We start from the raw sequence: 23,369 nt of genomic DNA on the forward strand, positions 1-23,369 counted from the left end.
GGAGGTGACCGGCGTCACCACCACCTTCGCCTCCAGGAACCGGGCGGCGATCAGGCCGAGAAGATCGCCGCGTAGCACCTCTCCCGTCTCGTCGGTCATCAGCGGCCGGTCGCCGTCGCCGTCGGCCGAGACGATCGTATCGAGCTTGTGTTCCGCCGCCCAGCCCTTCAGGAGGGCAGCGGTCTCAGTCGAGACCGCTTCCGTGTCGACGGGAATGAACTCCGCGGAGCGGCCGAGCGGCACGACATCGGCGCCGTGACCTTCAAGCATCGTCACCAGCAGGTCGCGGGCGACGGTGGAATGCTGGTAGACGCCGATCCTGAGGCCGGCGAGCGCGCGCTCCGGCAAGAGCCCGGCATAACGGGCGAGGAACAGCGCCTCGGCCTCCGCCGAGTGATCCGGCGCCGTGCCGGGTGTCGCATCGATCTCCTGCTCCTCGAACCCGGCCGCGATCGCGCCGATGCGGGCCTCGTCCTGCTTGTCGATCTCGCCGTCGGGGCGGTAGAACTTGATGCCGTTGCGGTCGGCCGGGATATGCGACCCGGTTACCATCAGCGAGGCGGCGCCGAGCTTCAGCCCGTAAAGCGCCAGCGCCGGGGTCGGCACCGCGCCGCAATCGACCGGCGACAGGCCGGCACGCTGCAGGGCGCCAACAACGGTCGCGGCAATCCCCGGGCTCGATGCCCGGAAATCGCGACCGACCAGCATGACGTCACCCGCCTTTGCCGCACCCGTTTCGATCAAATGCCGCGCAAACGCTTGCGTATAGAGCGACGACGCCCGGCCCTCCAGGGCCGCCACAAGTCCACGAAGACCACTTGTGCCGAACTTCATGAAGTACCGCCTAACAGAAAGAGAGAGAGATCATGCGGCCCGGCGCCAATCAGCCGACCAGCGTGAGAGGCGACCCTCAATCGCGCCACCGTCCATCAATACCCGGACTTCGATTGCCGTCCTGGGCTCCACTATCTCCACAGGGATGACCGCTTCGAACGAGCCGACACCCTGTGGGCAGACTCGACGCGTGGCGAGCAGGTCCGACGAGTGGACCTCGATCGAAAATATCTGGCCATAGCAGTCCTGTTCGACGTCGAAGAGCAGCCTGACATCCCAGTGCCCAGCGGGAAGATGGAAATAGGGGCCATAGACGAGGCAGCGGGCGCCACCGGTAAGATCGATCGTCTCACCAATTAAATAGTCTCCAGGCCGATCACCCGAAAAAAATGTCCAGGCGGGCCACGAGACGGTTCGCGCCTGCATTTCCGGGCGCCCGAGCTCCAGCGGAAGCAGAACCTTCTCGGCAGCCTCACGCAAAGACGGATCGAGATCAGCGCCATTTCCTAGCGGTGGCATGTATCCCGCAATGATTGCCGCAGCAGCCTCTTCAAGCCTCGGCGGAGCCAGGGGCCTTGCCTCGCCCGACACCGCCAATCCGATATGCTGCAGGGCCGATGTCATTTGATTGCGGGTGAGGCCGATACCGTAGTGCTGATCTATTCGCTGCAACAGCCAGTCGATACCACCCATTCCCCTAGCGTCGTTACGACGCATGACGAGTGCGGCGGGCGCCGTGGCAAAGGGCTCCAGACAGGCCAGACTCGCCGAAACCGCCCTGACCAGCGCCAGATCCTGCTGATCGGAGGAACGGGCAAGGTAGGATACGGCGTCGACAGGATTTTCAAGAAAAAGCAGGAACGGCACGTTCATTCGCATAATCAGTTCCGACAACCTCGCTTCCGGAAACTGGGAGAGAAGAAGGGCATGCTTTTTCTCTCGCTTCTGGACAAAATGCCTGAGGTCCCCGATCGTGTCTGCGGATATGATCGCATAGTCTCCGAAGACTTCACGCGCCACGGCATGCAGTGCGGCAAACCCCCAGGACGACATCACACCCGGCATGCCGAAACCACAAAGGACGGTCATGATGAGACTCCTTGCGCCATGGTTCTAGAGCGATCCCCGAAACAGGGAATCATAAAACGTTCCTACTTTCTTTTCATATTGATCGGCGGAGAAGCGGTCTGCCTGCGCCGGTCCGGCGCGGGATAGCTCGAGGCAGAGATCATCGTCACCCGCGAGGCTGGAAAGCGCCTTGCGCATCTCGTCCGTATTATATGGATCCACAAGCAAGGCGCCTTTGCCCGCTATCTCGGGAATCGATCCTTCCGTCGAGCTGAGAACCGGGGTTCCAAGTTGCATCGATTCCAAAACGGGCAGGCCGAACCCTTCATAAAGCGAAGGAAAGACAACGGCCCGCGCCCCTCTTATGAGGCTCACAAGCATGGGATAGGATACAAAATCGAAGCGCTGGATACGGCGTTGCGGAATGATCCTGTCCCTGTCACGCAAAAAGAAGCGGAACCGCTCCTCCTCGATGAGCTGTTGGGTTTCGGCTCCCTTCCAGCCCGGCGCGCCGACGATGATAAGCGGCAGGTCCACCTTAGCCGACAGATAGGCGTCGACTAGACGCGAGATGTTCTTCTTCGGCTCGAAAGCCCCGAAGAAGAGGAAATATTTCTTCCAGTCCAGACGGAAGATTCCCGCCAGCTCATCCGCTACCATGTCTTCCGGTTTGTCGCGCAGCGCGTGCGGCACATGAACAGCCTGGTAGATGTTGCTGACTCGTTTTTCCTCCACGCCGAGCACCTTGATGATGTCGGCACGGGATGTCTCGGACACCGTGACAATATGGTCTGCCTTTCGTACCAGCGCGCGCAACATCTTGTAATGATAACGTTTATCGTCTTCGGTCAGGTAGGGCAACCTGAGCGGAACGAGGTCATGGATCGTATAGATATTCAGCGCCTTCCTGGCCGCGAGAGGCATGGGATAAGTGCAGTGTAGGAGATCCGGCTGCTTCTCGAAGCTCATGGTGAGTCTGCCGCCGTAGCGCTTGAAGTGACGGCGGGAAAGACTGAAGAGATCGCTGGCGGCATAGAGGAATTCGGCGTCGCCGATCTGCGCCTTAAGCGACTTCAGGATGACCGTTCCGTTCAAGGGTATGGGAACAGGCCTGATACCGAACGGAGCAGCGACGCGTCGTCTCAGCCAGCGCCGCGTCGTGGAAAGCGGCCCGGCCGGCTCCTGCTGCGCATTGTCGTCGAAAAGAACGATCTCCCGCAACATCGGGTCGCGCGGGATGTTGCTCTGAATACCGTAGACGACCCCCGTATGGTAACCGAGCGCGCGGGCGGTCGTCAGCAGGCTCCTGGCGTAAGTGGCGACGCCGGTGCCCTTCTTGAGCGAAAGGTTGAGCCCATCATACAGGATCGTCCGGGACATCGTGCTTTCTCCTACGCGTTCTGGCTGCCCCGATGTCATCTCAGGCCGGCTCATCACGGGAAAGGACCAGAAGGCAATCATCCTTGGCATAAATGGACAGGAGATCGCCTCGCTGAACCGAAACGGCCTTGCCGCTGAAATCAAGGCGCCGGAGCGTGCCATACACGGCCGCAAGCCGGTCGATGAACCCGCCCGGATCCACATAACGCGCGGCGTTGAATTCCACGACGATGATCGGTTGATGACGGGTGATGGTTTCCTGCATTCCCTCAAATATGCCTTCCTCGGCACCCTCCGCATCGATCTTGATGAAATCGATCCGCGATGACGCAGAGCTAAGCCTGTCGAGTGTCGTGAGGGGAACCCTGACGATCTTTCCGTGCTCGGCGCCAGTAGTGAAACCTTCGGAAACGATCAGAGCATTCTTCGGCTCGTTATGCGGGACGTAAAGCGGAGCCCAGCCTTCCGCAGAACGGCCGAGAGCGGCCCGCTCGATCCGTGTGCGCCCAGAAAACCCGTTGATTTCGATGCTGCGGCTCAACATGTCCGCCGCATGAGGGTTGGGCTCTACCGAAATAAGCCAGCCGTCCTCCCCCGCAAGCTCGGCCAAAAGAACCGAGTAGTAACCGAAATTCGCGCCTACATCGACGGCGGTCATCCCTCGTTTCACATTACGGGCGCAAAAGAGCGTCAGCCAGATTTCCCAGAAACCATCCAGGAGAATATGTGAGCCAAACCCCCTGTCGCGCGTGTCGATATAAAGCTTGTAGCGGCCGAGCACACGGACTAGGGCCGTATGGTCCCCGAGATAGGCGCTCGCCACACGCTGCAGGATCGCCGCCTCGGCCTGATCTCGATCGAAAGCCATGAGCTCATGGAGATGAAGCAGGGTGGAAGAGTTCATGTCAGGCCTCCATCGCAATCGCCTGCCCCAGGCATGCAACAAGCCCATCGTCAATGCGGTCCCTTCCTTTCGCTCCGGCACGCGTCTCGGCACTCTCGATCGATAAACCCAACAACCTGGCCTCCATTGGCATCAATTCGCCGCAGCTATGCCGATAGACGTGGCGGAGAGTGCAGGTCCGCTGATCCCCTGGAACAGCGAAAGAAACTTCTGCAGTTCGATACCGGACGCATTGGAAACATAGATGATATCGCGCGGCTGAATGTCGAAATCCTGCATAGCAAGCAGCGTCGCCGCGCTCTTCAGATTGAAGCGATAGACGATCGGAACCGGATCGGCCCGGTGCAGGATCGGGTTTCCGGAAGGTACAACGCGGCTTGCGATGGCACGCGGTTCGTAGCGAAGAAGGAATACACCAGCCGCATCGGCACGATTGTCAAGCAGCCCACCTGCGCGCGCCAACGCGTTCGCCATGGTGACGCGCAAGGAGCTGAACTGCACTTCGGCATTTTGGCCGGTTGCTCCCAGAATCGTATAGGTCCGTGGCTCCTGCACGACCGTCACCACGTCACCCGGGCGTAACCGAACATTCTCATGCGGATTGCGGACAATCGCCTCAAAGGGGATGCTGAGCGTCGTGCCCTTCCGCGTCAGGTATACGACGCTTTCGTTCACGCTCGCCCGCAATCCTCCGGCGGCGGCAACCGCGTCTAGTATGCGATCTCCCGCCGGCGACAATGCCACGCGGGCGCCACCTGCAACCTCGCCCGTGACCGTTACCGTGTTGGCCGTGCTCTGCTGTACCGTCACTAGAGCCTGTGGCATCACGGCCTTGCCGGCCAGTGACGATACCACAAGTCGTTCGACCTCGGCAGGTGTCCGACCGGCGGCGACGACGCGCCCCACATAAGGCACGGCTATCGTCCTGTCGCCATTGACGACCTGCTGCGGAATGGTCACAGAACCGCCCGACGCTTGCTGTTGTCCCGCCGCCGTGGCCGCAGTGCCAAAAAGGGTGCCGGGCGGGGCCTCCCAGAGACTGACCGAGACCACATCCCCGACCGAAATTCGAAGACCCGGATCGCGCGCGCCCTCACCGAAATGGGCAACCAGGCTCGATTTCGGTCGCGCCATGTTCCTCACCTGCACCTGCGATGTGACATCGACCATGGCGAAGGCTGGCGGTGTCCCGCCTGTGCCGCTTTTGGCCTCTTCCAAAACGGCGGCGGTTTTCGGGCCAGCCGCTGGTAACGCGCAACCTGTCAAAAGGGAGGCGGCAACACACAAGACAACTAATAGTAACTGCATCGCCTATCCTGATAGGTCACGAGAGGTCGCGGGGTGGGAATGCGGTCCTGAACGTAGTCAGGTCCCGATCTCGTCTTGATACCCCCGAGCGAAGCGGAGATTGGATGAGGGGCTGAGGCCGTAAGCGCTTTTGTAAAGGACAGAAAATCTTCCAGGATTGGAGAACTGCAGACTCATTGCCAAATCGGTTATGCTTTCCGCCTGACCGCCTCTGATTGCACCATGAGCAGCGGCAAGCCGGTAGTTACACAATATGCCCATCGGCGTATCTCCGCGATAAATCCGGAACATCCTCTGCAACGCCCGGGGGCTGCACCCTGCTGCATTGGCCAAATCTTCCAGCATGACGGCATTGCGGAGATTGTCCCTCATGAAAGCTTCCGCCTTCAAAAGCTGTCGCGGCGCTTCCTTGAGTGCCGCTCGGCCGAAGGCGTACGCCAGATTATGAGGGAGTTTGGCGAATAATTTGGCTAGGATAAGCTGCTTATAGGCTTTGGCCAGCATCATCCTTTCGGCGGGGCGGGCGAGTTTCAAGTCCTTTTCCGCCTGACGGAGGGTCTGATAGAAGCCTTGAGCGTCGCCCTGGCGGAAGTTTGTCGGCGGCAGCGCGAACTCCTGCACGTAAGGCGCCCCTGTCAATTCCTCGAAATGCTCCCGCAGCCCCGTCGTCGATATCCGCAGCAGGAGCCACGAACTTCGTGATTGAATGCTGACCCGGCTCCCAGCCAACTCGTTGACGCTCGCGACCTGGTTCGGCGCGACACGCAATATCTTGCGCGTTCGCCTATTATGCATTTCAAGGCCACCCGCCAGCAGGAACACGATACTGACACGAGGCGCATCACGCTTGACTACGGCTTCAAGACGGGAGGAATGCTCCGCACTGACTATCGCTACCGACTCGACGGACTGCCGATCGATCTTGAAAGAGTAGTCCCCGCCCTCCTCCTGAGGCGCCGTCCATCTCCAATTCGGCTCAAAAACCTCAAGGTTACGAACAATTGCATCGCGCGAATATGCCTCAAAGCCGCTGACGCACTGCTCGACAATTCTCCCCAATTGGACCATTGTGCTATCCCGAATAAAATCTGACGTTGCAGCCTTTTCATCGCCGCCAACAGTTTTTCGACTAGGTCAGATACCGCATATGCTGTCATGACTAAGTCATATGCGCAGCCCCCCCTGACAACCTCACATGCAATATACCAAGCAGCTAAACTCCATAATTTATTGCTGAATTAGCATGGGCTTTCGGCTTTGACAGTACAAATAATGCCGCGACTATACAGATTGGTGCCTCTCGGCTTTTCCCCGGCGATTTCAAATTACGATCAACAAAGGGTAAAATCAGCTGCACTTTCTCCACCTCATGCAAAGCGACCGAAAAACATCTTATAGTTGTATTTACTATGCAAATATAAGAGAAACTCGAGCTGGTAAGTTCTGTCCCAGCGCGAGGCCGCAAAAAAAGAGCCCGCATGCGCAAGAGGAGTGGCCGACATCAATATATCTGACCAACTCCTCTATCGAGGGAAATGAGATATTGATCGCCCCATGGCGATCAAAGTATTTACTTAAATATATATAATATTTCCTGATATTTTTACATAATAACACGCAATAAGATTGACCTTTTTTGGGTCGATCTTATTTCCCACTGACAAAATTCAGAAGATACTTATAAAGTGGAATAGATGGCAAATGCCTGTTCGATATTTTTAAACACGCGGCCCCGGCCGTTTCGCAACACCAGAGCCGACGTGCAGAGATCACCAATAACATTGAGGTTATGACCGACAATGATCATTGAGCGATCCTTGCGCTTAACGAAAAGCTCCTCGAACGATCGAGTCTGAAACCGCCTGTCACCGACGGCAATCACCTCATCGATAAGATAACAGTCGAAATCAATGGCAAGCGACATGCCGAAGGCAAGTCGTGCACGCATTCCTGACGAATAGGTTCTGATAGGCATGCGCAAGTATTTGCCAAGCTCGCTGAAAGTTTCTACCGATTCGCGAATTTCTTCGAATGGCTTGTCGTATATGCGGCACAGAAAGCGCATGCAGTCGAAACCCGTCATCGATCCGCTGAAACCGCCGCTCAACGCGATCGGCCAAGACATGGACATGGTTCGCACAATCCTGCCGGACGTGGGTTCTTCTATGCCGGCCAAAAGGCGGACCAGCGTCGACTTGCCGGCACCATTGTGGCCCAGGACCGCGATCTTCTCGCCGCGCCCAATCTTGAAGGTTATGCCATCCAGCACGCGACGCATCCGCCCGTGAACCGGGTACTCCTTGACGAGATTTAGGACGCTGATACCCCCTTGGGATTCTGGCAGGTCATTTTTCCCGACCGGCTCGAAGGCCGGCGCGAACTTGGCAAGACTTGTGGGGATATCGTTCATTGCGAAGCCGCATGCTCCAGAACCTGAGCAATCCAAAGACGCACGATCCAATAGGCTGCCCCACACAAAGCAAGAAACATCAAGAATGACACTATGCGCTTTGGGTACAATGGATGGTCAGGCAGGCTTGGATCGGCGATGCGCTCGAGATAGAGTTGCTGACGCTGCGCATCGATTTTTGCGTTTTCCAGCGAAGCCGTTGCAGATGTCAGCATTTTGGCTGCCATCTCGCGCTCCAGCAAAAGCTGTTCGTACTGAGCGATCCTTGGCGCCATGGAATTGTCGCTCCCAACAATTTGGGAGCGTTCGTTACTGATCTGCCTCTCCACGGCATCCACGCGCGCGCGCAACGCTTCTCTCTGAGGGCTCTGCGGTGCCTGCTCGTCAAGGGCCATCAGGCGCGCCTTATTGGCGGCCACTTCGTCCGAAAGTCGTGCAATCAGGTCAAGAGCTGTGGCCGATTGCTTGGTCGGATCGACAAGCGCTTCCCGATTCCGAAAATCCGTCAGGCGGCTTTGCACAAGGGCCAACTGAACTTCGCTGTCTTCCATCTCGGCCTGCGCATAGCGGATGGCATCCAGCCTTGCCCGATCGTTGAGCCGATTGATAAGCGCCTCGGCGTGCTGAAGGAGGGCCTCGCCCAGATTGCGGGCATCTTCCGCCCGAAAGGCACGCACCTCCAAGGTGCTTACGCCACTGCCGCTATCGGTCTGAACCTTGACAAAGCGCAGGTAGTGCCGGAAGAGATTCTCACTGTTCTCTTCACCCCAAGGCAGTGGAAAACGTGTCAGGAAATCCGCCTCGGGACGCGATAGAATATCCTTCAGCCCGTTGTGTTCTATCAATTGATCCAGGGCAGCCCGAGACAACATGAACTCGCTGACGATATAACTGTCGTCCTGGGCCCGAACAAAACCCGTGCTCTGCAACAAGCCGCTCAACAGCCCCGTTGCGTTCCGATTGGGGCTTCTTATCACGAACTGCGTTTCGGAGACATATTGATCGGCACCGATGAAGGCATAATAGGCGCCTGCGGCCACTCCCGGAATGATGACCATAAGAAGGAGGAGGAGGTGGTCGCGAAGCCATCGCAAGGCCAGCCTCCATGGAGCGATCTGTTCGCTTGGCGCCTTGTCCAAAGAGCGCAGGCTTACCAGCGTGACAAAATCGGTGAATTCCTTGTTGTTCTCAATACGGCTCATCAGAAATCCGTCGGTTTCACCGCAATCTCGCCCCTGCCTCGATCCGCCTATGGTGACATTCCCATTGGATGCAAATCTTCAATGTCGAACGGGGCATAATTCTGAAATTTTTGCACGCCCGAAACGAAAGTCAAATATATTTTGCATTTTCCGTCAGGAAATTACATGAAATGTCGCAATATATACTTACAAGTCGCAATATGTATAGAAACAATCAAATATGGTCGCAATAAATTCCACGACAACATGTTCCTCTTATTGTGCTGAATTAGGGAATTCGGAATGTTCGAAGGTGCGCGGGACGGCGGCGGCACATCTACTGACCGATACGAACACACGGCTCCGGCCGCGTTTGGCTCTCAGCCCACCGACCGCCATGCGGCCCTGTCAGGATGCCCCCCCTCGTTGCGACGCCCTCCGCCTGGCCCGTTCTTCCTTCACAAGAGGAGGTGTGATGCGTCGGTTTGCCCACAAGCGCAACTTCGGCTGCCCGATGCGCAAAACGGAAGACCGCAATGAATGCGATCGTGATGGATATTTCCCGGCTGGTCGAGCGGGAACATTATTCGACGCCCACCGGCATCGATCGCTATGCGCTCCATTATGCAAATTGGTTGAACGAGCGACGAAAGCGGGGGGCAGATACTCGGCTTCCACAGTCCTTGTGGTTCATTGAGACCGGCTATCGCGGAGCGATACCTGTCGGAACCAACCGAGCTGACAGGCTGATCTCAACTGTCAATCGCCGCTGGGCGACAACGGAACTGTCGCCCTCACAGGCTGCCCTTCTGGAACAGATTTTCGCGGCCATTGATGGTAAATCCGCTTGGCATGCAGCAAAAGAGGAAACGCCGGCGAGCAGGGTCTCCCTGGAACGGCTGCGAAAGAACGCGCGCCTAATTGCCGGCAGCCTCTTCGACCGGCCGGCCGTTCCAGGCAACACGTCGCTTATACACGTTTCTCATAGCCGACTCGACTGGACTTCCGCTTTCTCCTGGCTCCAGGAGCCGGGTCGGAAGGGCATTTTCTACGTGCACGATCTCATTCCCTTGTCGCACCCGGAATACGTTCGGCCCCATGAGCCTCGGCGCCATCGCCATCGAATGGAAACGGTGCTCAACCACGCAGCGCTCGTTCTCTGCAATTCGCAGCTCACTGCCCGCGACCTATACACTTTCGCCCAGGAGGAAAACTTGCGGCTGCCGTCGATAGCCGTGCTTCCACCAGGGGTGGAAGAGAGCTTTATGAATGCGCCGCAGGACGTGCCCCGCCCGTTGACTCCCTATTTCGTGGTCGTGGGGACGATCGAACCGCGCAAGAACCACATGCTGTTACTCCATCTGTGGCAATATCTGGCGGAGCGCGACGGCTCCCGGGCTCCTCGTCTCGTCATTGTCGGCAAAAGAGGCTGGGAAAACAGCCAGATCCTGGCAATGCTTGAACGCTGCCGTGCCTTGCCGGGACTCGTCATCGAGGTCCCGGGGCTTGGGGACGCCGCGCTGGCAAGACTGCTCGGTGGCGCTGCCGCGCTGCTTTCTCCATCCTTCGTAGAAGGATACGGCATGCCGGTAACGGAAGCGCTTGCCCTGCATATACCGGTCATCGCTTCCAATATTCCATCGCATCGCGAAGCTGCCGGCAACGGAGCGATCCTTCTGGACCCGCTCGACGGCCGCAGTTGGCGCGCGGCGATTGATGCAGTCGTTGCCTCGCCGCGCCGCCTGTCAACCCCCAGCGCGATCCATCGGTGGGAAACACATTTCAGCGATCTGGAAGCCCTGATCGAAAACGATGTCGCCACACGTCGTTATGCAGCTCAGCGCATGCCCCAAAGGGCCTTTGCGATGCCGAACAATGTAATGTCTTGACATCAGCACGGAGCTCTTCCGTGCCGCATGCCAAGGAAAGAATCTGCCGGTGAGGGATCAGCAAGGTGACAAGCTATTACGATATTGAAAATTGCTACAAGTTCATCCTGGGCCGCTCACTGAACAAGGATGAAAAGGAAGCTATTGGCCGCAATCTCCTGCAGCTTGCGGACATACCACTCGAAGAACATCGCAAGCGCTTTCTCTCTTCGGCGGAATTTCACCAACGCCACGGGGAGCTTCTCTTTAACAATTTTGTTCCCAAATCCGTAATTGTTCTTTTTGAGACAAAAAACGATTTCAAGATGTATCTGGACCTGCGACAGTATCACATCTCCTTCGGCATCATGAGCGGAGAGTACGAGAGGTTCGACATCGATCTTATTAAGTCGATCACGCCGGATGACGGTCACTTCATCGATGTCGGCGGGAATGTCGGCTACTATTCGCTCTCTATGGCCGCCCGTCCTTCCTTCCGCGGCAAGATTCTGGCATTCGAGCCCCTCCCAACGCTCCACAGCCTTTTCGAACGTTCCGTTATGGAGAATGGTTTCAATGCTCGGATCAATGTTCGCCGGCTGGCACTCGCCGAGGCGCCAGGCAAGATGCAACTCAGTAACGCCGAGGAAACCGTTAACGCCGGCGCGACAAGACTGATTGCCAAAGCCGTCAATGATGGCGCCGAACGGGTGGCCCAGGTGGAGACACTCGATCGCGTCGTAGGCGAATTACGTCCGGACACATTGAAAGTGGATATCGAAGGTGCCGAAGGGCTCTTCTTGAAGGGAGCTACCCTCACCCTAGCCAAGCACAGACCGACTCTGTTGATGGAGATCAACCGCGACATGCTCACTGTCCTGTCAAGGATGGCGCCAGGGGAAATCCACCAGGGATTGCAGGAATTGGGTTACAATATCTGGAATTGCTCCAACCGCAGCCTGAAGCCGGTCGCAACAGCCTCAGCACTCGATATTGACTTTCCCAACGGCGCGGTGGCGAACATCCTCGCCGTCCATAAGGACCGCATGACGCAAGTAAGGGAGCGGCTTCAATCTCTCAATATCGAGCTGGAGCGACCGCGCAGCAGGCGGGGCAAAAGAAAGTGACCTCGACAATCAATCCTCAATTGAGACCGCTACGGCTGTAAGGAGCGCTGATTTGAAAGCAATGGTCAATACAAATGAGTCGAACGCATGAGCATCATCGCCTATTACGGCTCATGTCCCAGTGAAGAGTTCGTGAAATATGCTTTTCCCGAAAGCAACCTGGCTTTCTTCTGCTACGGGATAAATACTGCCAGCTTCATGGATGACACCAAGATTGAGCTTGAGGGGATAGAAAAGTGGCCTGAGCCGGTCAGAAAGAAAATGCTGTTCGAGGCCAAGCGCGGCTTTCGCGAAAGACTGAAGAACGCCAATCCCCATACGCTTGTGATCGATTTCACACGCGCCTCGCGTGCTTCTCTCATGCGTTTCAAGAACAGTCTCCTGACGGTCCCATATGAACTGCTTGAAGCAGGTGCAGAGGCTCAGCGCCAAGCCTTCACTCTCTTTGAAATCATACCTTTCGGCAGCCGTGAATTCTGGGCGCTCGTGATCGATTCTCTGATGGAATTCTGCCGTTTCATGTCCCGCGAACTGCCGAAGACAGAGGTGATTTTTCTCGATGTCCCTCCTGCATCCGAATATCGAGGAGTTATTGTCGACAGCGACACCTACGCGATGGATTTTTGCCGCTGGCAAATCCGCTATCCGATCTGCCGCATGCTGATCGATTTCTGCCTCCCGCGTATCGAAAACAGCCGGATACTGATGCCGTTCATCACCCCTTTTTCCGATGACGCAGCGGCCTACGGCCCCGCTCCGATGCATTATTCACCACAGGTTTGGCAGGAGACGGCGAGGCTTTTCCATGCCAATGGAGGCTTCGCAGGGCTGGCGCGCTCCAGTGATCCTGTCGTGACGCTTACTAGCTATTCCGGACTTATGGATGCTTTCACCAGGACGGCCTCTTCGTCCCGTCCGGACCTTCGCCGTTTCGGCCTTGACATCCTGCACGGCGCGCTGCCCTTCCTGTTTGCTAAAATCAGAGAACCTGCCGACCGCTATTTCCGCGATCCGATCGATTCCCAGGACGTCGTTGCGGCCTTTCGATGGATACTTGGGCGAGAACCGGAGTCGGCGATGACGTTCCTGAACCACTACGCCCTGGCCGACCGCAGGGAATTGCGCAACACGCTATTGCGCTCCACCGAATTCCAGAATCAGGTCAAACACTATGCGCAAACCTAGCTTCAATGGAGATGCGCTCGATGGCGTATCATTCGAATTTGATGTGATGGCGCGCCTCCTTGACGAAGTAGAGGCCCGCGGCGGTCGTGAACAAGCACGCTTTGAAGAGATAACCAATGTCGTAGTAGGTCTTGAGCGTATCTCCGAATATTCCGGCCCGAAAAAGCTCGAAACAATGGACGAGCGGCACGTAGAGCGCCAGCTTCTGTGCGTCCGCAGGCAGCCAGGCGACCATGAAAAACATACCCGAGATGGGAAGCATAAGATACTGAAAGGGCTGAACAAGCTTGTCGGCGAACTCGAACCTTTCCGACGCTGCGGCGAAGATCAGCCCTACAGCAAAGGCAAACCAGGCCATGAACATCCATCCCGCAAGGATCAGACCCAAATCACGGTAAGGTTCGATGAATCCCAACAGCCGGACGATGACATAGGTGATGATCAAGGCGGCGGTGATCCCGCCGATCTCCATGAGAGCGCGGGCGATGAGTGCGTCATGCAGGCGGATCTGCCGATAGTACATCAATGGCAGATTCTGGCGCAGGCAGGAGACAGAATGAGATGTCACATGCCTCCAAAGGGTCAGGGGCATGTATCCACTGAGCGCGAATGCGACGATGACAAGCCCATGCGATTCGTGCTTCAGCAAGGACCACATCGCCATGACGCCGCACGTCAGAATCATGGGCTCGACGATCAGCCACAGGAAACCGAGGTTTTCCCGACCATAGCGCGCCAGCACTTCGCGCATGATGAGCGCGCCGAGAACACGCGCCTGAATTTTCAGCCCCACGATGAATTGCGTGGAGCTACGCGCAGCGCCGTAGTTCGTGTTCATGCAGGGAGTTCCCCTCTTCGGTTCAGCTTCGGTGACGGCACCGTTCCACGATACCGGCGCCGCCCCCTCGCTCAATCTTCTTTGCGTCAGCTTTGGACAATTACCGCACCCGGCAGAAAGGCCTGGCCGGCGAGTGCCGGATCGTTTGCGGATAACCGACAGGAAAGGTGCCGCCATGGCACAGGTAGTTGACAGAACTAAATCGCAGGACTGGCAGACGCTCAGCCGCAGAATCTCGCGACTAGCTCCAGGACAGTCTGGAGTGGGAAAGGGCCCAAAACGCCCGGGGCGGCTGGCTGTCTTCCTTACCGTCGTGGGGCTGCCGGTCATGTTCGTAAGCTTCTACCATACCTTCATCGCCGCTCCGATCTTCGTCTCGGAATCTTCCTTCGTGGTCCGAATGGCAGCGCCGCCATCATCGAACGCCTTCGGCTCGCTGCTGCAGAACAGCGGGATTACCCGTTCGCAGGACGATACGTTTTCGGTGCAGGAATTCATGCGTTCCAGGCAGGCCCTCAAAGAGCTTGGCGAACGGCTTCCGGTGCGCGCAATTTTTGGGAGTCCCGAGGCCGACTGGTTGATGCGCTATCCCCGTTTCTGGGAGAGTAACAGCGAGGAGGAACTCTACCGCTACTATTCCAACCGTATCTCCGTCATACACAACGATACGACCGGCATCACCTTGCTGCGCACCACCGCTTTTCATGCAGAAGACGCGTACAACCTCAACCAGACGCTGCTTGCGCTCAGTGAAAGCCTCCTGCAACGCATGAACGAACGCGCGCATAACGATGCCGTCGAATTCGCCGGCAACGAGGTGCATCAGGCTGAACTGCGGATGATCGCGGCACAGAAGAGCATCACAACCTTCCGCAATAGGGAACTGATGATCGATCCGAACGCGAGTTCCACTTCGATGGTAGAACTCATCGGCCAACTGTCCGCCGAACAGGCAAACATGCGAGCCCGCCTGGCGGAAATGCGGGAGACGACCCCCGACAGCAACGCGATACCCTTCATGGCCAGCCAGATTGCCGCGCTCGAGCGGCAGATCGAAACGGAGCGTCAAAAGATGGTCGGCTCCGATAACTCCATCGCTCCGAGAATTGCCGATTACGAGAGCCTCGTGCTGATGCGGGAATTCGCCGACAAGGCGCTCGTCTCGGCCCTCGATGCCCTTGACATCGCCCGATCCGATGCGCGGCGGCAACAGCTTTATCTCGAAGTTGTCGTGCCGTCACACCTGCCCGACGAGGCGGAACTGCCCCTGGCTTTGAAGAATATCTTCATCACCTTCCTCGTTATGTCTTTCGCCTATTTGGTAGGCTGGCTGCTGGTGACAGCCGTCCGCGATCACGACAACGGCTGAAGATATGCCCTGCGGAAATGCCGTCGAGCATCTCAGGCGGCATGCCAGAAGCAAGTGTAGATTTCGGCCATGCAGGAGCGGATTTCATGGCCGCTGACGGAATCCGGCGCGACGTGATCGTAAAGCTCGAATTCCGTATCCCGGGCGCGGATATAGTGCTGCAAGGCGGAACGGAAGTCGCCCATTGCCTTGTGAAGGTGACCGATCTGTATTTCCACGTCGATAAGGGCCTTCGGATCGTTCGCCTGGGCGTAGCTGCGGTAGTCGCCGTAGAGGCCTAAGGCCTGTTCGAAGGCTCCGGTTTCTTTCGTCACATTCGCATAGATGGCGATCAGATCGGTTTCCCCGTCAACCGTCACCAGTTCCCGCAGCAACTCACGCGCCGGCTGCCAACACCGGGCTCGCACGAGTTCCAGGGCTTCTTCGCGCTTGCGCTCGACTTGGAGGCGGGACAGACGCAAACCGGCCGCCGCGAAATGATGCCCCACTTCCGGATCAGCAGGCGCCAAAGCCTGCGCCCGGCAATACCATTTGAATGCAGTTTCGGGCTCGCCCATCCGGTTGTACAAATGGCCAAGCTGCAGATGAATATCCGCATCGTGCGGCTGCTTGTCGAGGAACTGTCGGTAGGCTTCGAGGGCCGCGTCAAAATCCCCCAATTCCTTCCAGGCATGACCAAGCTGAACGAGCAGCTCGATACGCAATGGGTCATGTTTCACCGCCTGGCGATAGTACAGCGCCGCATTCGCCCAATCCTGCCGATCGCGGGCTGCATCAGCCGCAGCAAGCGCATCGGCTAACGGCAGAAGCTCCGTTGTTTCATCGGCACGACGACCGGCCCAACGGAGTGGAGAGGTCAGACGAAACTCACGCATCACGACGACTGCCGCAAGGAAATGTTACGGGGACGCAACCAGGCATCTTCAGGCGCCCGCTCGTGAATTCTGATACGCAACTCGATGAACCGGTGTTCCGGCCTAATATTGACGCACAATGCACCTGAGAACGGCCCCGCTATCGTTAGCTGTTGCAAGAAATCCAGGCCGGAATTGGCAACGATCTCCACGTCTAGTCTGGCGTTCGCCGGCTGAACGAGATCGAGATCCAGCAGCCAGATGCCTTCCGCGAAGCTACGTTTAGGGCCGACCAGAAGCCAACCGGGTTGCACATTCCACCCCTTGTCCGTGACCCGGAGCGGCTGGCACAGAAAGTCGGCGCCGATCATCCAGCCAACCCTCTCGACCTCGCGCACAAAAACTGCCGTCGCTAGGCCTTCCATATCGACAAGGAGCCCGGCCGGCATGATGCGGGCATCGGAGGGGTCGATGCTCTCGGGGAGATCGTCTTCGTCTCTCGGCAGCAAGGTATCCCAGAAGGCGGCCTGCCCATTCCTTCTCGCGATGGCGACGATCTTCTTTACAACCTTCGCACGGGTGGCCACACCACGCCTGAGATCGAATTCAAGTCCAAGACGTTCCGCCGAGTCTGGCTCACGCCCGCATATGCGCGAAAAGCTGTAACGGAGGAACGCCGCGTCATCGTCCGGCGCGAAGCGGGTGAAATTCTCCAGGATGGCGAACTGGTCCGGCTCGCGCTGGAGGGCTTGCAAAGCCGAGCGGTTGCCCAATGCCACCGGCACGGGGCGCCGCGCCTTCAACGCATCGACGACACGCAATCGGTTGGTTCCCTCGCGGATCGCGTTAGCAAGGGAAGATCTGTCGTCCTGGGAAAGCTCGCCTTCGGTCAGATCCAATGCCTTCGCCCAAGCATCCACGAAGGATTCCGCCGGCAACGAGAATACGTCCCTTGGCAGTGCCTCCAAGGGTTGTCTATGCAACTCGGCGATGGTCAATATTACCCCCTAATATCTGTTCGATCGCTATTACATGCCGTTCCGCCACGCGCGGATAGGAATACCACTGCGCTGCCTTGCGCCGGTCGGCATCGCGCATATGCCGCAATTGCGAATTCTGGGAGAGGCTCACGAGAGCTTCTGCGACACACTCCACTTCGGTGCTTTTCACGACATGACTGATGGGCCACATGTCCCGCAAGACCGTAGAACGCGAGCAGAGCATCGGCCGATCCACGCTCATGGCGATGCGTGCCGCGCCGGTCGCCGTTTCCGTCGAATGCCCGTATAGGAAAGCCAGCATGTCACAGGTGACGAGTTCGCTTCGCAGTTCCTGCTCGGAGATGAAATCGAAACGTGCCGTTACATGATCCGACAGGTCCAGATAATCGATCAGATTTTCAACGGTCGCGCGCGCCGCGCGGGATTCATCGTTCGGCACCATGCAGTTGAGCAGCTTCAGCCGCAGCCTCAGATCGTAGGTGCGCGCTTCGGCAAAGGCGAGTACGAGCCGGTCGATATTCTTGTGCGGCATCAGGAAACCGAAGGAGCCGATAGTAAACAGCGAAGGATCCGGCGCCAAAGCATTCTCCGGCTCCGGAAGAATGCCGTGCGGAATCACCACCGCATTGGGGTGCCCGGCGGCTGAAAGGGCGCCCGCATCCTCCGACGAATGCACGAACACGATGTCGAATGCCTTCGTCCACTGCAAGGAGCCGCCGCGCAGAGCTTCCTTGATACTGTGCATCGTGACAGCACGCAGCTTGTGGCCGGTCGACGGCAGCGCCTGCACCAGCAATTCCATGTCGGGCGTGGAGAAATGGCCAGGATGATGTTGCATCCAAAGGACATCTGCGCGCCCTTCATCCAGCTTGGCGACGAGACGCTTGAGGGAGACCAGATCGTATCCCCAAAGTCGGGAAAGCCTGCGGGGTACCGCGCCATCCTTCTGTGCCGGAGCTTCCGGCAAGGCATCGTTCATGATCCGACGCGCGAAGACGTGGTCGAGCCTGCCCGCGAATGCCGGCGTGGCATAGAGATGCTCTGAGTAGGTAGCGATGCCACATTGCTGCTGCCACGACGAGATCAGGTCGATGCTCCAGGTCCGCTCGGGCTCGGCGGTGACGGGAGCAGGCTTGGCAAGGGCAGCCAATACGCGGCGAGCCACGGCGGACCATGTGAAATGAGCGGCAAGCAGCTTCTGCGCCTGCCGGCTGCGGGCCTGGGCCTCTTCAGGCTGACTGAGCACGGCGCGCATCTGCGCGCCCAGATGTTCCAAGGAAGGTTCCGCCCAAAGGCTAAAGGAACCGGCGACATGCGCACGCGATGCCGACATATGGCAATCAACCAACCACGCGGTGTCGGCACGGCAAAAATCAAGCTGCCCGCTATAGTTCGTCGTCACAACGGGAACGCCGAGCCGCATCGCTTCGGCGAGAGGCAAACCAAAACCCTCACCTCGGCTGGGCGCGACGACCATGGCAGCTGAATGATAAAGTGCCAGAAGCTGCTCATCGTTATAGTAACGATTGATGACGGTGACCGGAGGAGCGCCGGCGAGCCGCTCGTGCCTCTCAGCAAGCACGGCCTCCAGTATATTGTCGGGATTGGGAAAGGTCTTGATGACCAATTCCACCGGCTCATCCGATCGGAAGGCGCGGAGAAACGCCTCGACGAGGACATCGATGCCCTTGCGTGCGAAGCAGGAGGAAACATGAAGGATGCGCGTACGCTGATGCTCCTGTGGCGACCTCAACGTAGAATCGACGGCAACGTTCACGTGATCACAGCCATTCCCGATTACTTCGATCGGGATCTTCACGCCAGATTGCACGAGCGCATCGCGGACGAAATTCGCCGTCACCATCACGAGGTCCAAATCGCGATTAAACCGGTCCACCAGGTATTGGGGAAATTCAAGCTCTTCCCATGCGAATCCCACATAGGCATTCATGTTCCCGACCATATCGTGGGTCGCGGGTGGCCAGGTGTTTCGCAGGTGAATGTCGAAACGCTCCGTCCCAGGATAGGCTTCGCGCATCCGGCGCTTGATGTCTGGGACAGCACCGAGACGAGCATCCGTCTGCCAATCCTCCTCCGCCGTATAGCAGACGACGTTCATACCGAGCGCGATTAGTGCCTGAGCCAAATGGCGGTTGACGATTGCCAAGCTGTAGTCGCCCTTGAACACACCGTCGAAGAATATCGTCTTGCCTGAAAATTTCTCAACCAGCAATTTTTCATCGATGTCCCCTGCATCAAGCGTATAGGGCGACACGGTTGCATCGACGTGCATACACTACTCCAAAGCCGTTGCTATCTCTAAGACAGAGGACGCCTTGCCACAAAGCAAGGCCGTAGACGAACAAGATGGTATCCTTGCGGCTCGCCTCGGCTGCTCTCGATTCGAGGCGGGCGACTTGCGCCGCCCACCTCTCCCCGCGCCGCAATTTAGGAGGCCTTAGCCTCTTCAACGATGTAACCCAGTTCTGCAGCACGCTGGGTAAGGGAGTGGCGTACCTTTTCGAGGACACCCCCGGCATAGACCGGCGGATAGCACCAGTCGTTCCAGGAGCGCGTGGCAGTCAGTGCACCAAAGCGCAGAACACCCGGCTCAAGGAAGGCGACGCGACCTCCGAGATCGAGATAGGTCTCGGTAAGCGCGCCTTCAGCAAGAATGATGTTATGACGTTCAAGTTCGATATGGAAATACTCGAACGGGGTCAGCATCGTATCCTGAGTGATGGTCGTACCGTTGACCAGGAATTTCGCCGGAATGAGCGAATCCTCGAAGAACATGCAGTGGTCCGGGGAGACAAGCAGATCTCGTTCGGGAACATTCTCGGCGATCGCACCTGCCTTGATGCGGATCGGCATCGTATCGCGCGGCTTGTCCAGTGCCTTCGGGTCGAGCATGCGGCGACCAACCCACTTGATTTCCGACACGCCTTCGCCGTTATAGGTCACGACAAGATCGCCAACCCGCAGTTCTTCGACAGGCACTTCTCCTTCCGGGGTCCGGATATAGGTGCCGCGCAGGAAGCAACTGGTGAACGTCAAAGTGTCGGTGCCGCCGTCGTAGTTGTATGTAACGCCATCCGGGATCGAATAGGAGCCCACCGGGAGGAGGTGCAGCGGATCTGAGTAGAACGTTACGACATTTCCGATCTGCCCGACATAGTTGGAACCAACTACCTCGATCCGGTCGCCGGCGCCGACATTGATGACATTCGGCGGGGTCGAAAGGTTCAGGTTGATCAACCCCGAATCATAAGTGAACAAGCCGGTTCCGCCGGAACTCGCGAAATCGACCGTAACGCCGTTCAAAAGGCCGAGATTGAGCGTGCTTGCCTGCACTTCAATGCTGGAATTCGCACCGATGGAATAGGTGAAGCTCGAACCTGCCTGGACGCCCGCAAGACCCGAGTCTACGACGACGTTAGCCCCATTGATGGCCTGGATCGTCGTGTTCGACAGAAGGCCACCCCCGACAATGCTGGTCAGGTTGACATCGACGCCGTCGACAACCAGCGTGCCGCTGGAAACGAGCGAAAGCTGGAGCGTGTCGGCACTGTCCCAGTTGCTGGAATCGATGACCGTCGTGCCCTGGTCAAGCAGATCAATATTAATCAAAGCCATGCTACTACCCTCTTTTTACAGTGATGCGGTTTTCAGAATTTGTAGTTCAGACCCACTCGAATGCTGTGGAAGTCAGGAGTTGCCCTTGTCCAGAAGGCGTCGCCTTCAGCATCGAATTTGTCGAATTTCACGTATTGGTATTCGAACTTCGCAGTCAGATGGTCGGTGAATGCGTGCTCGACGCCGGCACCGAGAGCCCAACCGACACTGGTCTTGTCGTCATCGATCAGCGTCACCCCTCCGAAGGAGGTCTTGTAGTCGATGTGTCCGTAGGCGAGACCGCCCGTGCCGTAGAAGAGCGTTCGGTCAACGGCGTAGCCCACACGAGGTCGAAGGGTGCCGTACCAATCGATTTTGGAAGACGTATGCAGGCCGCTCTCCGTCACGGAGTCGCTAATGTCCGCCCCTTGAAAATCAGCCTCGATCCCAACGACCCAGTTGTTGTCGAACTGGAAATTGTAGCCGATCTGCCCCCCACCTGCGAAGCCTGAGACATCCACGGAACCGAAATCACCGATATGGACGTCCCCTGAATGAAGGCCCACCTTGTCGTCACCGGCAAAGCCTCCGCCGGCATTCGCCCCGAGATAGAATCCGGTCCAGGAAAATACAGGCTGAACAGGTGGTTCAGAGGGAGGGTTCACTACTGTGGGATCTGCAGCATACCCCTCTCCTGCTGCGCCTATCGTCAGTACAAGAGCCGCAAAAATGCGCTTCATATACACTTAATCCCCTCCAATTAAAGTTCAAATGGCGACCAATGTATCAAATAGATTGGCCTCGCCTATAATATATCGACATCAATGCGTGTAAATTGAATCTGAAAATAATTTTTTGCGTAAATTATACCTTATGTGTATAATGTAGTCGCATTTTGTATTGATTTATACATCAGTCGCATGCGCCGGAGCCGACTCATAGAAAACGGACGGGATCCGGTTTCTGTTGACGGATTAGGAACTCGTGGGAGCCGATATCGTGTCAATCGCGTCGTAACGAGGTCTGCCTCGCTTTCGATGATCGCCTTATCGCCTGGCTGAACAGAATGACCAGCGGTCCGTCAGGTCGGAGACTTAGCCTCTCGGCCAATGCAATAACCACTTTCCACTTAGACCGGCGATGGACGGTGAGCCGTGCCGCTCATCAACCCGACGCAGATATCGTTGATGGCGAAGAGTCAATCGATAAGAGGTTTGGAATCGGGCGCTTCAGTGAGCGTTTGAGCGATATCCGGCAGCGGTGAAGCTTGTTGCCGCTTCTCCACGGCATTTAATGGCGCGGAGATTGTTGTTGCCGCAACGGCGCCGATCGTGCGTGCCGTGCCTCCGATGACCGCAGCCACCCCATCTCCCAAGGTCACGTTGGAATCCGTCAACGTCTGTCCCTTCATCAGCCGCTCGCCAATGAGCTGGACGATTTGCGGACTTTCCGCAAATTTCCCGTGATTAAGGCGATCGCTGGTATCGAGCTTCGTCAAATCAACGACGGTAATGCCTGCCTTCTCAAATTTCGAGCGGTAGACTTCTTCTGCCGGATTGACTGCGCCAAGACGCTGCACCTTGCCGGTAAGGAGGCTGGAAACCGCGAGCGCTTTGTCGTCTTGTGATACGAAAATCGTGAATTTCGCGGTGTGTGGCCCCATCTCGACGAACTGCTTCGCAAAAACCTGTATGTCGATATCGGGCGAAGCAAGGATGACATTGGCAATTTTCGGATTCACGCGACCGTTGCGGATGCCCATCTGACGCAGTGCCTCCATCGTGAGCCACGTTCCCATCGAGTGGGCAAGGATGGTAATGTCCTTGACATCTGGGTTCGACGCCAGAACTTGCAGTGATTGCTCCAAGGCCGTGCGGGAGTAGTTGGCGCTCTCCTTGTCATATTCATACGCCATCAGTTGAGCCCGCGATGGCCAGGTGAAAAGGATCGGGGTGGCCTGCATGCGGCTGTCATGGACAATTTGGGCCAGGCGGAAAACAGAATCCTGATATCGATTGTTATATCCGTGAACGAAGACCAGAGCATGACCGCCTGCCATGTGCTGCCTAAACCATGCAGTTGCCTCGGAGAGGGTCTCGACCTGCTTGACCTTCATAACCGCGAATTCGCTGGCCGGGTTCGGCGGCAGTTGCCGAGGCCACTGAACAGCGCCTTGCTTTCTCTCCTGCGGGATGGAAACGGCGACCTCCGTCAGATACGGCTTCGGGCTGCGCTCGCCGTTAAACAGTGTCTCCGGGTCACCAGAAGGCTGACGGTTGGTCGCGACCAGCATCTCCACCTGGGATGTTTTCTGGGCATTTGCGGCCAGCGTGACGGGTTGCATGACACCGAGGGGATGGCCGCAGCTTGAAAGAGTAAGCAAGATGCCGAGGAAAAGCGCCTTGTGCATGGCCACTCCGTCGAGGA

General features: G+C 57.3%; 19 protein-coding genes. 4 read left to right on the plus strand and 15 right to left on the minus strand.

Annotated elements, in window-relative coordinates; all coding sequences use genetic code 11:
- From J2046_RS08415 to J2046_RS08450, 8 genes are all read right to left on the minus strand, one after another.
- A partial coding sequence (locus tag J2046_RS08415; RefSeq protein ID WP_459213532.1) for a phosphohexomutase domain-containing protein occupies positions 1-834 on the minus strand: 834 nt, incomplete at its 3' end.
- A 30-nt stretch (positions 835-864) separates the two neighbouring features.
- Entirely contained in the window at positions 865-1,923 is a 1,059-nt protein-coding gene (locus J2046_RS08420; protein ID WP_210050886.1) for a hypothetical protein, read from the minus strand.
- 24 nt (positions 1,924-1,947) lie between these two features.
- Entirely contained in the window at positions 1,948-3,282 is a 1,335-nt protein-coding gene (locus J2046_RS08425; protein WP_210050887.1) for a glycosyltransferase family 4 protein, read from the minus strand.
- A 40-nt stretch (positions 3,283-3,322) separates the two neighbouring features.
- Positions 3,323-4,186, minus strand: coding sequence for an FkbM family methyltransferase (locus J2046_RS08430; protein ID WP_210050889.1), 864 nt, complete (start codon positions 4,184-4,186; stop codon positions 3,323-3,325).
- Positions 4,187-4,318: 132 nt separating this feature from the next.
- Positions 4,319-5,320 (minus strand): polysaccharide biosynthesis/export family protein, encoded by a 1,002-nt coding sequence (locus tag J2046_RS08435; protein WP_233469639.1) that lies wholly within the window; start codon positions 5,318-5,320, stop codon positions 4,319-4,321.
- Between the two features lie 231 nt (positions 5,321-5,551).
- The gene (locus tag J2046_RS08440; RefSeq protein WP_210050891.1) at positions 5,552-6,562 is read right to left on the minus strand and encodes a helix-turn-helix transcriptional regulator; all 1,011 of its coding nucleotides are present in this window, start codon (positions 6,560-6,562) and stop codon (positions 5,552-5,554) included.
- Between the two features lie 610 nt (positions 6,563-7,172).
- Entirely contained in the window at positions 7,173-7,904 is a 732-nt protein-coding gene (locus tag J2046_RS08445) for an ABC transporter ATP-binding protein (RefSeq protein WP_210050892.1), read from the minus strand.
- Positions 7,901-9,106 carry a capsule biosynthesis protein gene (locus J2046_RS08450; RefSeq protein ID WP_210050893.1) on the minus strand — a complete coding sequence of 402 codons (1,206 nt, stop codon included), beginning with the start codon at positions 9,104-9,106 and terminating at the stop codon, positions 7,901-7,903. The genes J2046_RS08445 and J2046_RS08450 overlap by 4 nt, the downstream gene beginning before the upstream one ends.
- Positions 9,107-9,621: 515 nt before the next feature.
- Here J2046_RS08450 and J2046_RS08455 point away from each other — a divergent pair.
- From J2046_RS08455 to J2046_RS08465, 3 genes are all read left to right on the plus strand, one after another.
- Complete coding sequence (locus J2046_RS08455) at positions 9,622-10,974, plus strand: glycosyltransferase family 4 protein (protein ID WP_210050894.1); 1,353 nt, start codon at positions 9,622-9,624, stop codon at positions 10,972-10,974.
- A 65-nt stretch (positions 10,975-11,039) separates the two neighbouring features.
- Complete coding sequence (locus tag J2046_RS08460; protein ID WP_210050895.1) at positions 11,040-12,080, plus strand: FkbM family methyltransferase; 1,041 nt, start codon at positions 11,040-11,042, stop codon at positions 12,078-12,080.
- An 87-nt stretch (positions 12,081-12,167) separates the two neighbouring features.
- Positions 12,168-13,265, plus strand: a complete 1,098-nt coding sequence (locus J2046_RS08465) for a DUF6270 domain-containing protein (protein WP_210050896.1) — start codon at positions 12,168-12,170, stop codon at positions 13,263-13,265.
- A 28-nt stretch (positions 13,266-13,293) separates the two neighbouring features.
- Here J2046_RS08465 and J2046_RS08470 read toward each other — a convergent pair whose 3' ends face one another.
- Positions 13,294-14,433 carry an ABC transporter permease gene (locus tag J2046_RS08470; protein WP_233469640.1) on the minus strand — a complete coding sequence of 380 codons (1,140 nt, stop codon included), beginning with the start codon at positions 14,431-14,433 and terminating at the stop codon, positions 13,294-13,296.
- Here J2046_RS08470 and J2046_RS08475 point away from each other — a divergent pair.
- Positions 14,432-15,472, plus strand: a complete 1,041-nt coding sequence (locus tag J2046_RS08475; protein ID WP_233469641.1) for a capsule biosynthesis protein — start codon at positions 14,432-14,434, stop codon at positions 15,470-15,472. The two genes, J2046_RS08470 and J2046_RS08475, sit on opposite strands and share 2 nt — an antisense overlap.
- A 32-nt stretch (positions 15,473-15,504) precedes the next feature.
- On the opposite strand, the gene J2046_RS08480 is transcribed toward J2046_RS08475, so the two are convergent.
- From J2046_RS08480 to J2046_RS08505, 6 genes are all read right to left on the minus strand, one after another.
- Complete coding sequence (locus J2046_RS08480; protein ID WP_210050897.1) at positions 15,505-16,347, minus strand: tetratricopeptide repeat protein; 843 nt, start codon at positions 16,345-16,347, stop codon at positions 15,505-15,507.
- Positions 16,347-17,324 carry a hypothetical protein gene (locus tag J2046_RS08485; RefSeq protein WP_210050898.1) on the minus strand — a complete coding sequence of 326 codons (978 nt, stop codon included), beginning with the start codon at positions 17,322-17,324 and terminating at the stop codon, positions 16,347-16,349. Before J2046_RS08485 ends, J2046_RS08480 begins: the two co-directional genes overlap by 1 nt.
- The gene (locus J2046_RS08490) at positions 17,302-19,620 is read right to left on the minus strand and encodes a glycosyltransferase family 4 protein (protein ID WP_210050900.1); all 2,319 of its coding nucleotides are present in this window, start codon (positions 19,618-19,620) and stop codon (positions 17,302-17,304) included. The genes J2046_RS08485 and J2046_RS08490 overlap by 23 nt, the downstream gene beginning before the upstream one ends.
- Before the next feature lie 155 nt (positions 19,621-19,775).
- Complete coding sequence (locus tag J2046_RS08495) at positions 19,776-20,963, minus strand: Hint domain-containing protein (RefSeq protein ID WP_210050901.1); 1,188 nt, start codon at positions 20,961-20,963, stop codon at positions 19,776-19,778.
- A 32-nt stretch (positions 20,964-20,995) separates the two neighbouring features.
- Positions 20,996-21,682, minus strand: coding sequence for an outer membrane protein (locus J2046_RS08500; RefSeq protein ID WP_210051609.1), 687 nt, complete (start codon positions 21,680-21,682; stop codon positions 20,996-20,998).
- Positions 21,683-22,140: 458 nt separating this feature from the next.
- On the minus strand, positions 22,141-23,352 hold the full coding sequence (locus J2046_RS08505) for an alpha/beta hydrolase (RefSeq protein ID WP_210050903.1): 1,212 nt from the start codon (positions 23,350-23,352) through the stop codon (positions 22,141-22,143).
- Between the last annotated feature and the right edge of the window lie 17 nt (positions 23,353-23,369).

Source organism: Neorhizobium petrolearium (genome assembly GCF_017873175.1).
Lineage (GTDB): Bacteria > Pseudomonadota > Alphaproteobacteria > Rhizobiales > Rhizobiaceae > Neorhizobium > Neorhizobium petrolearium.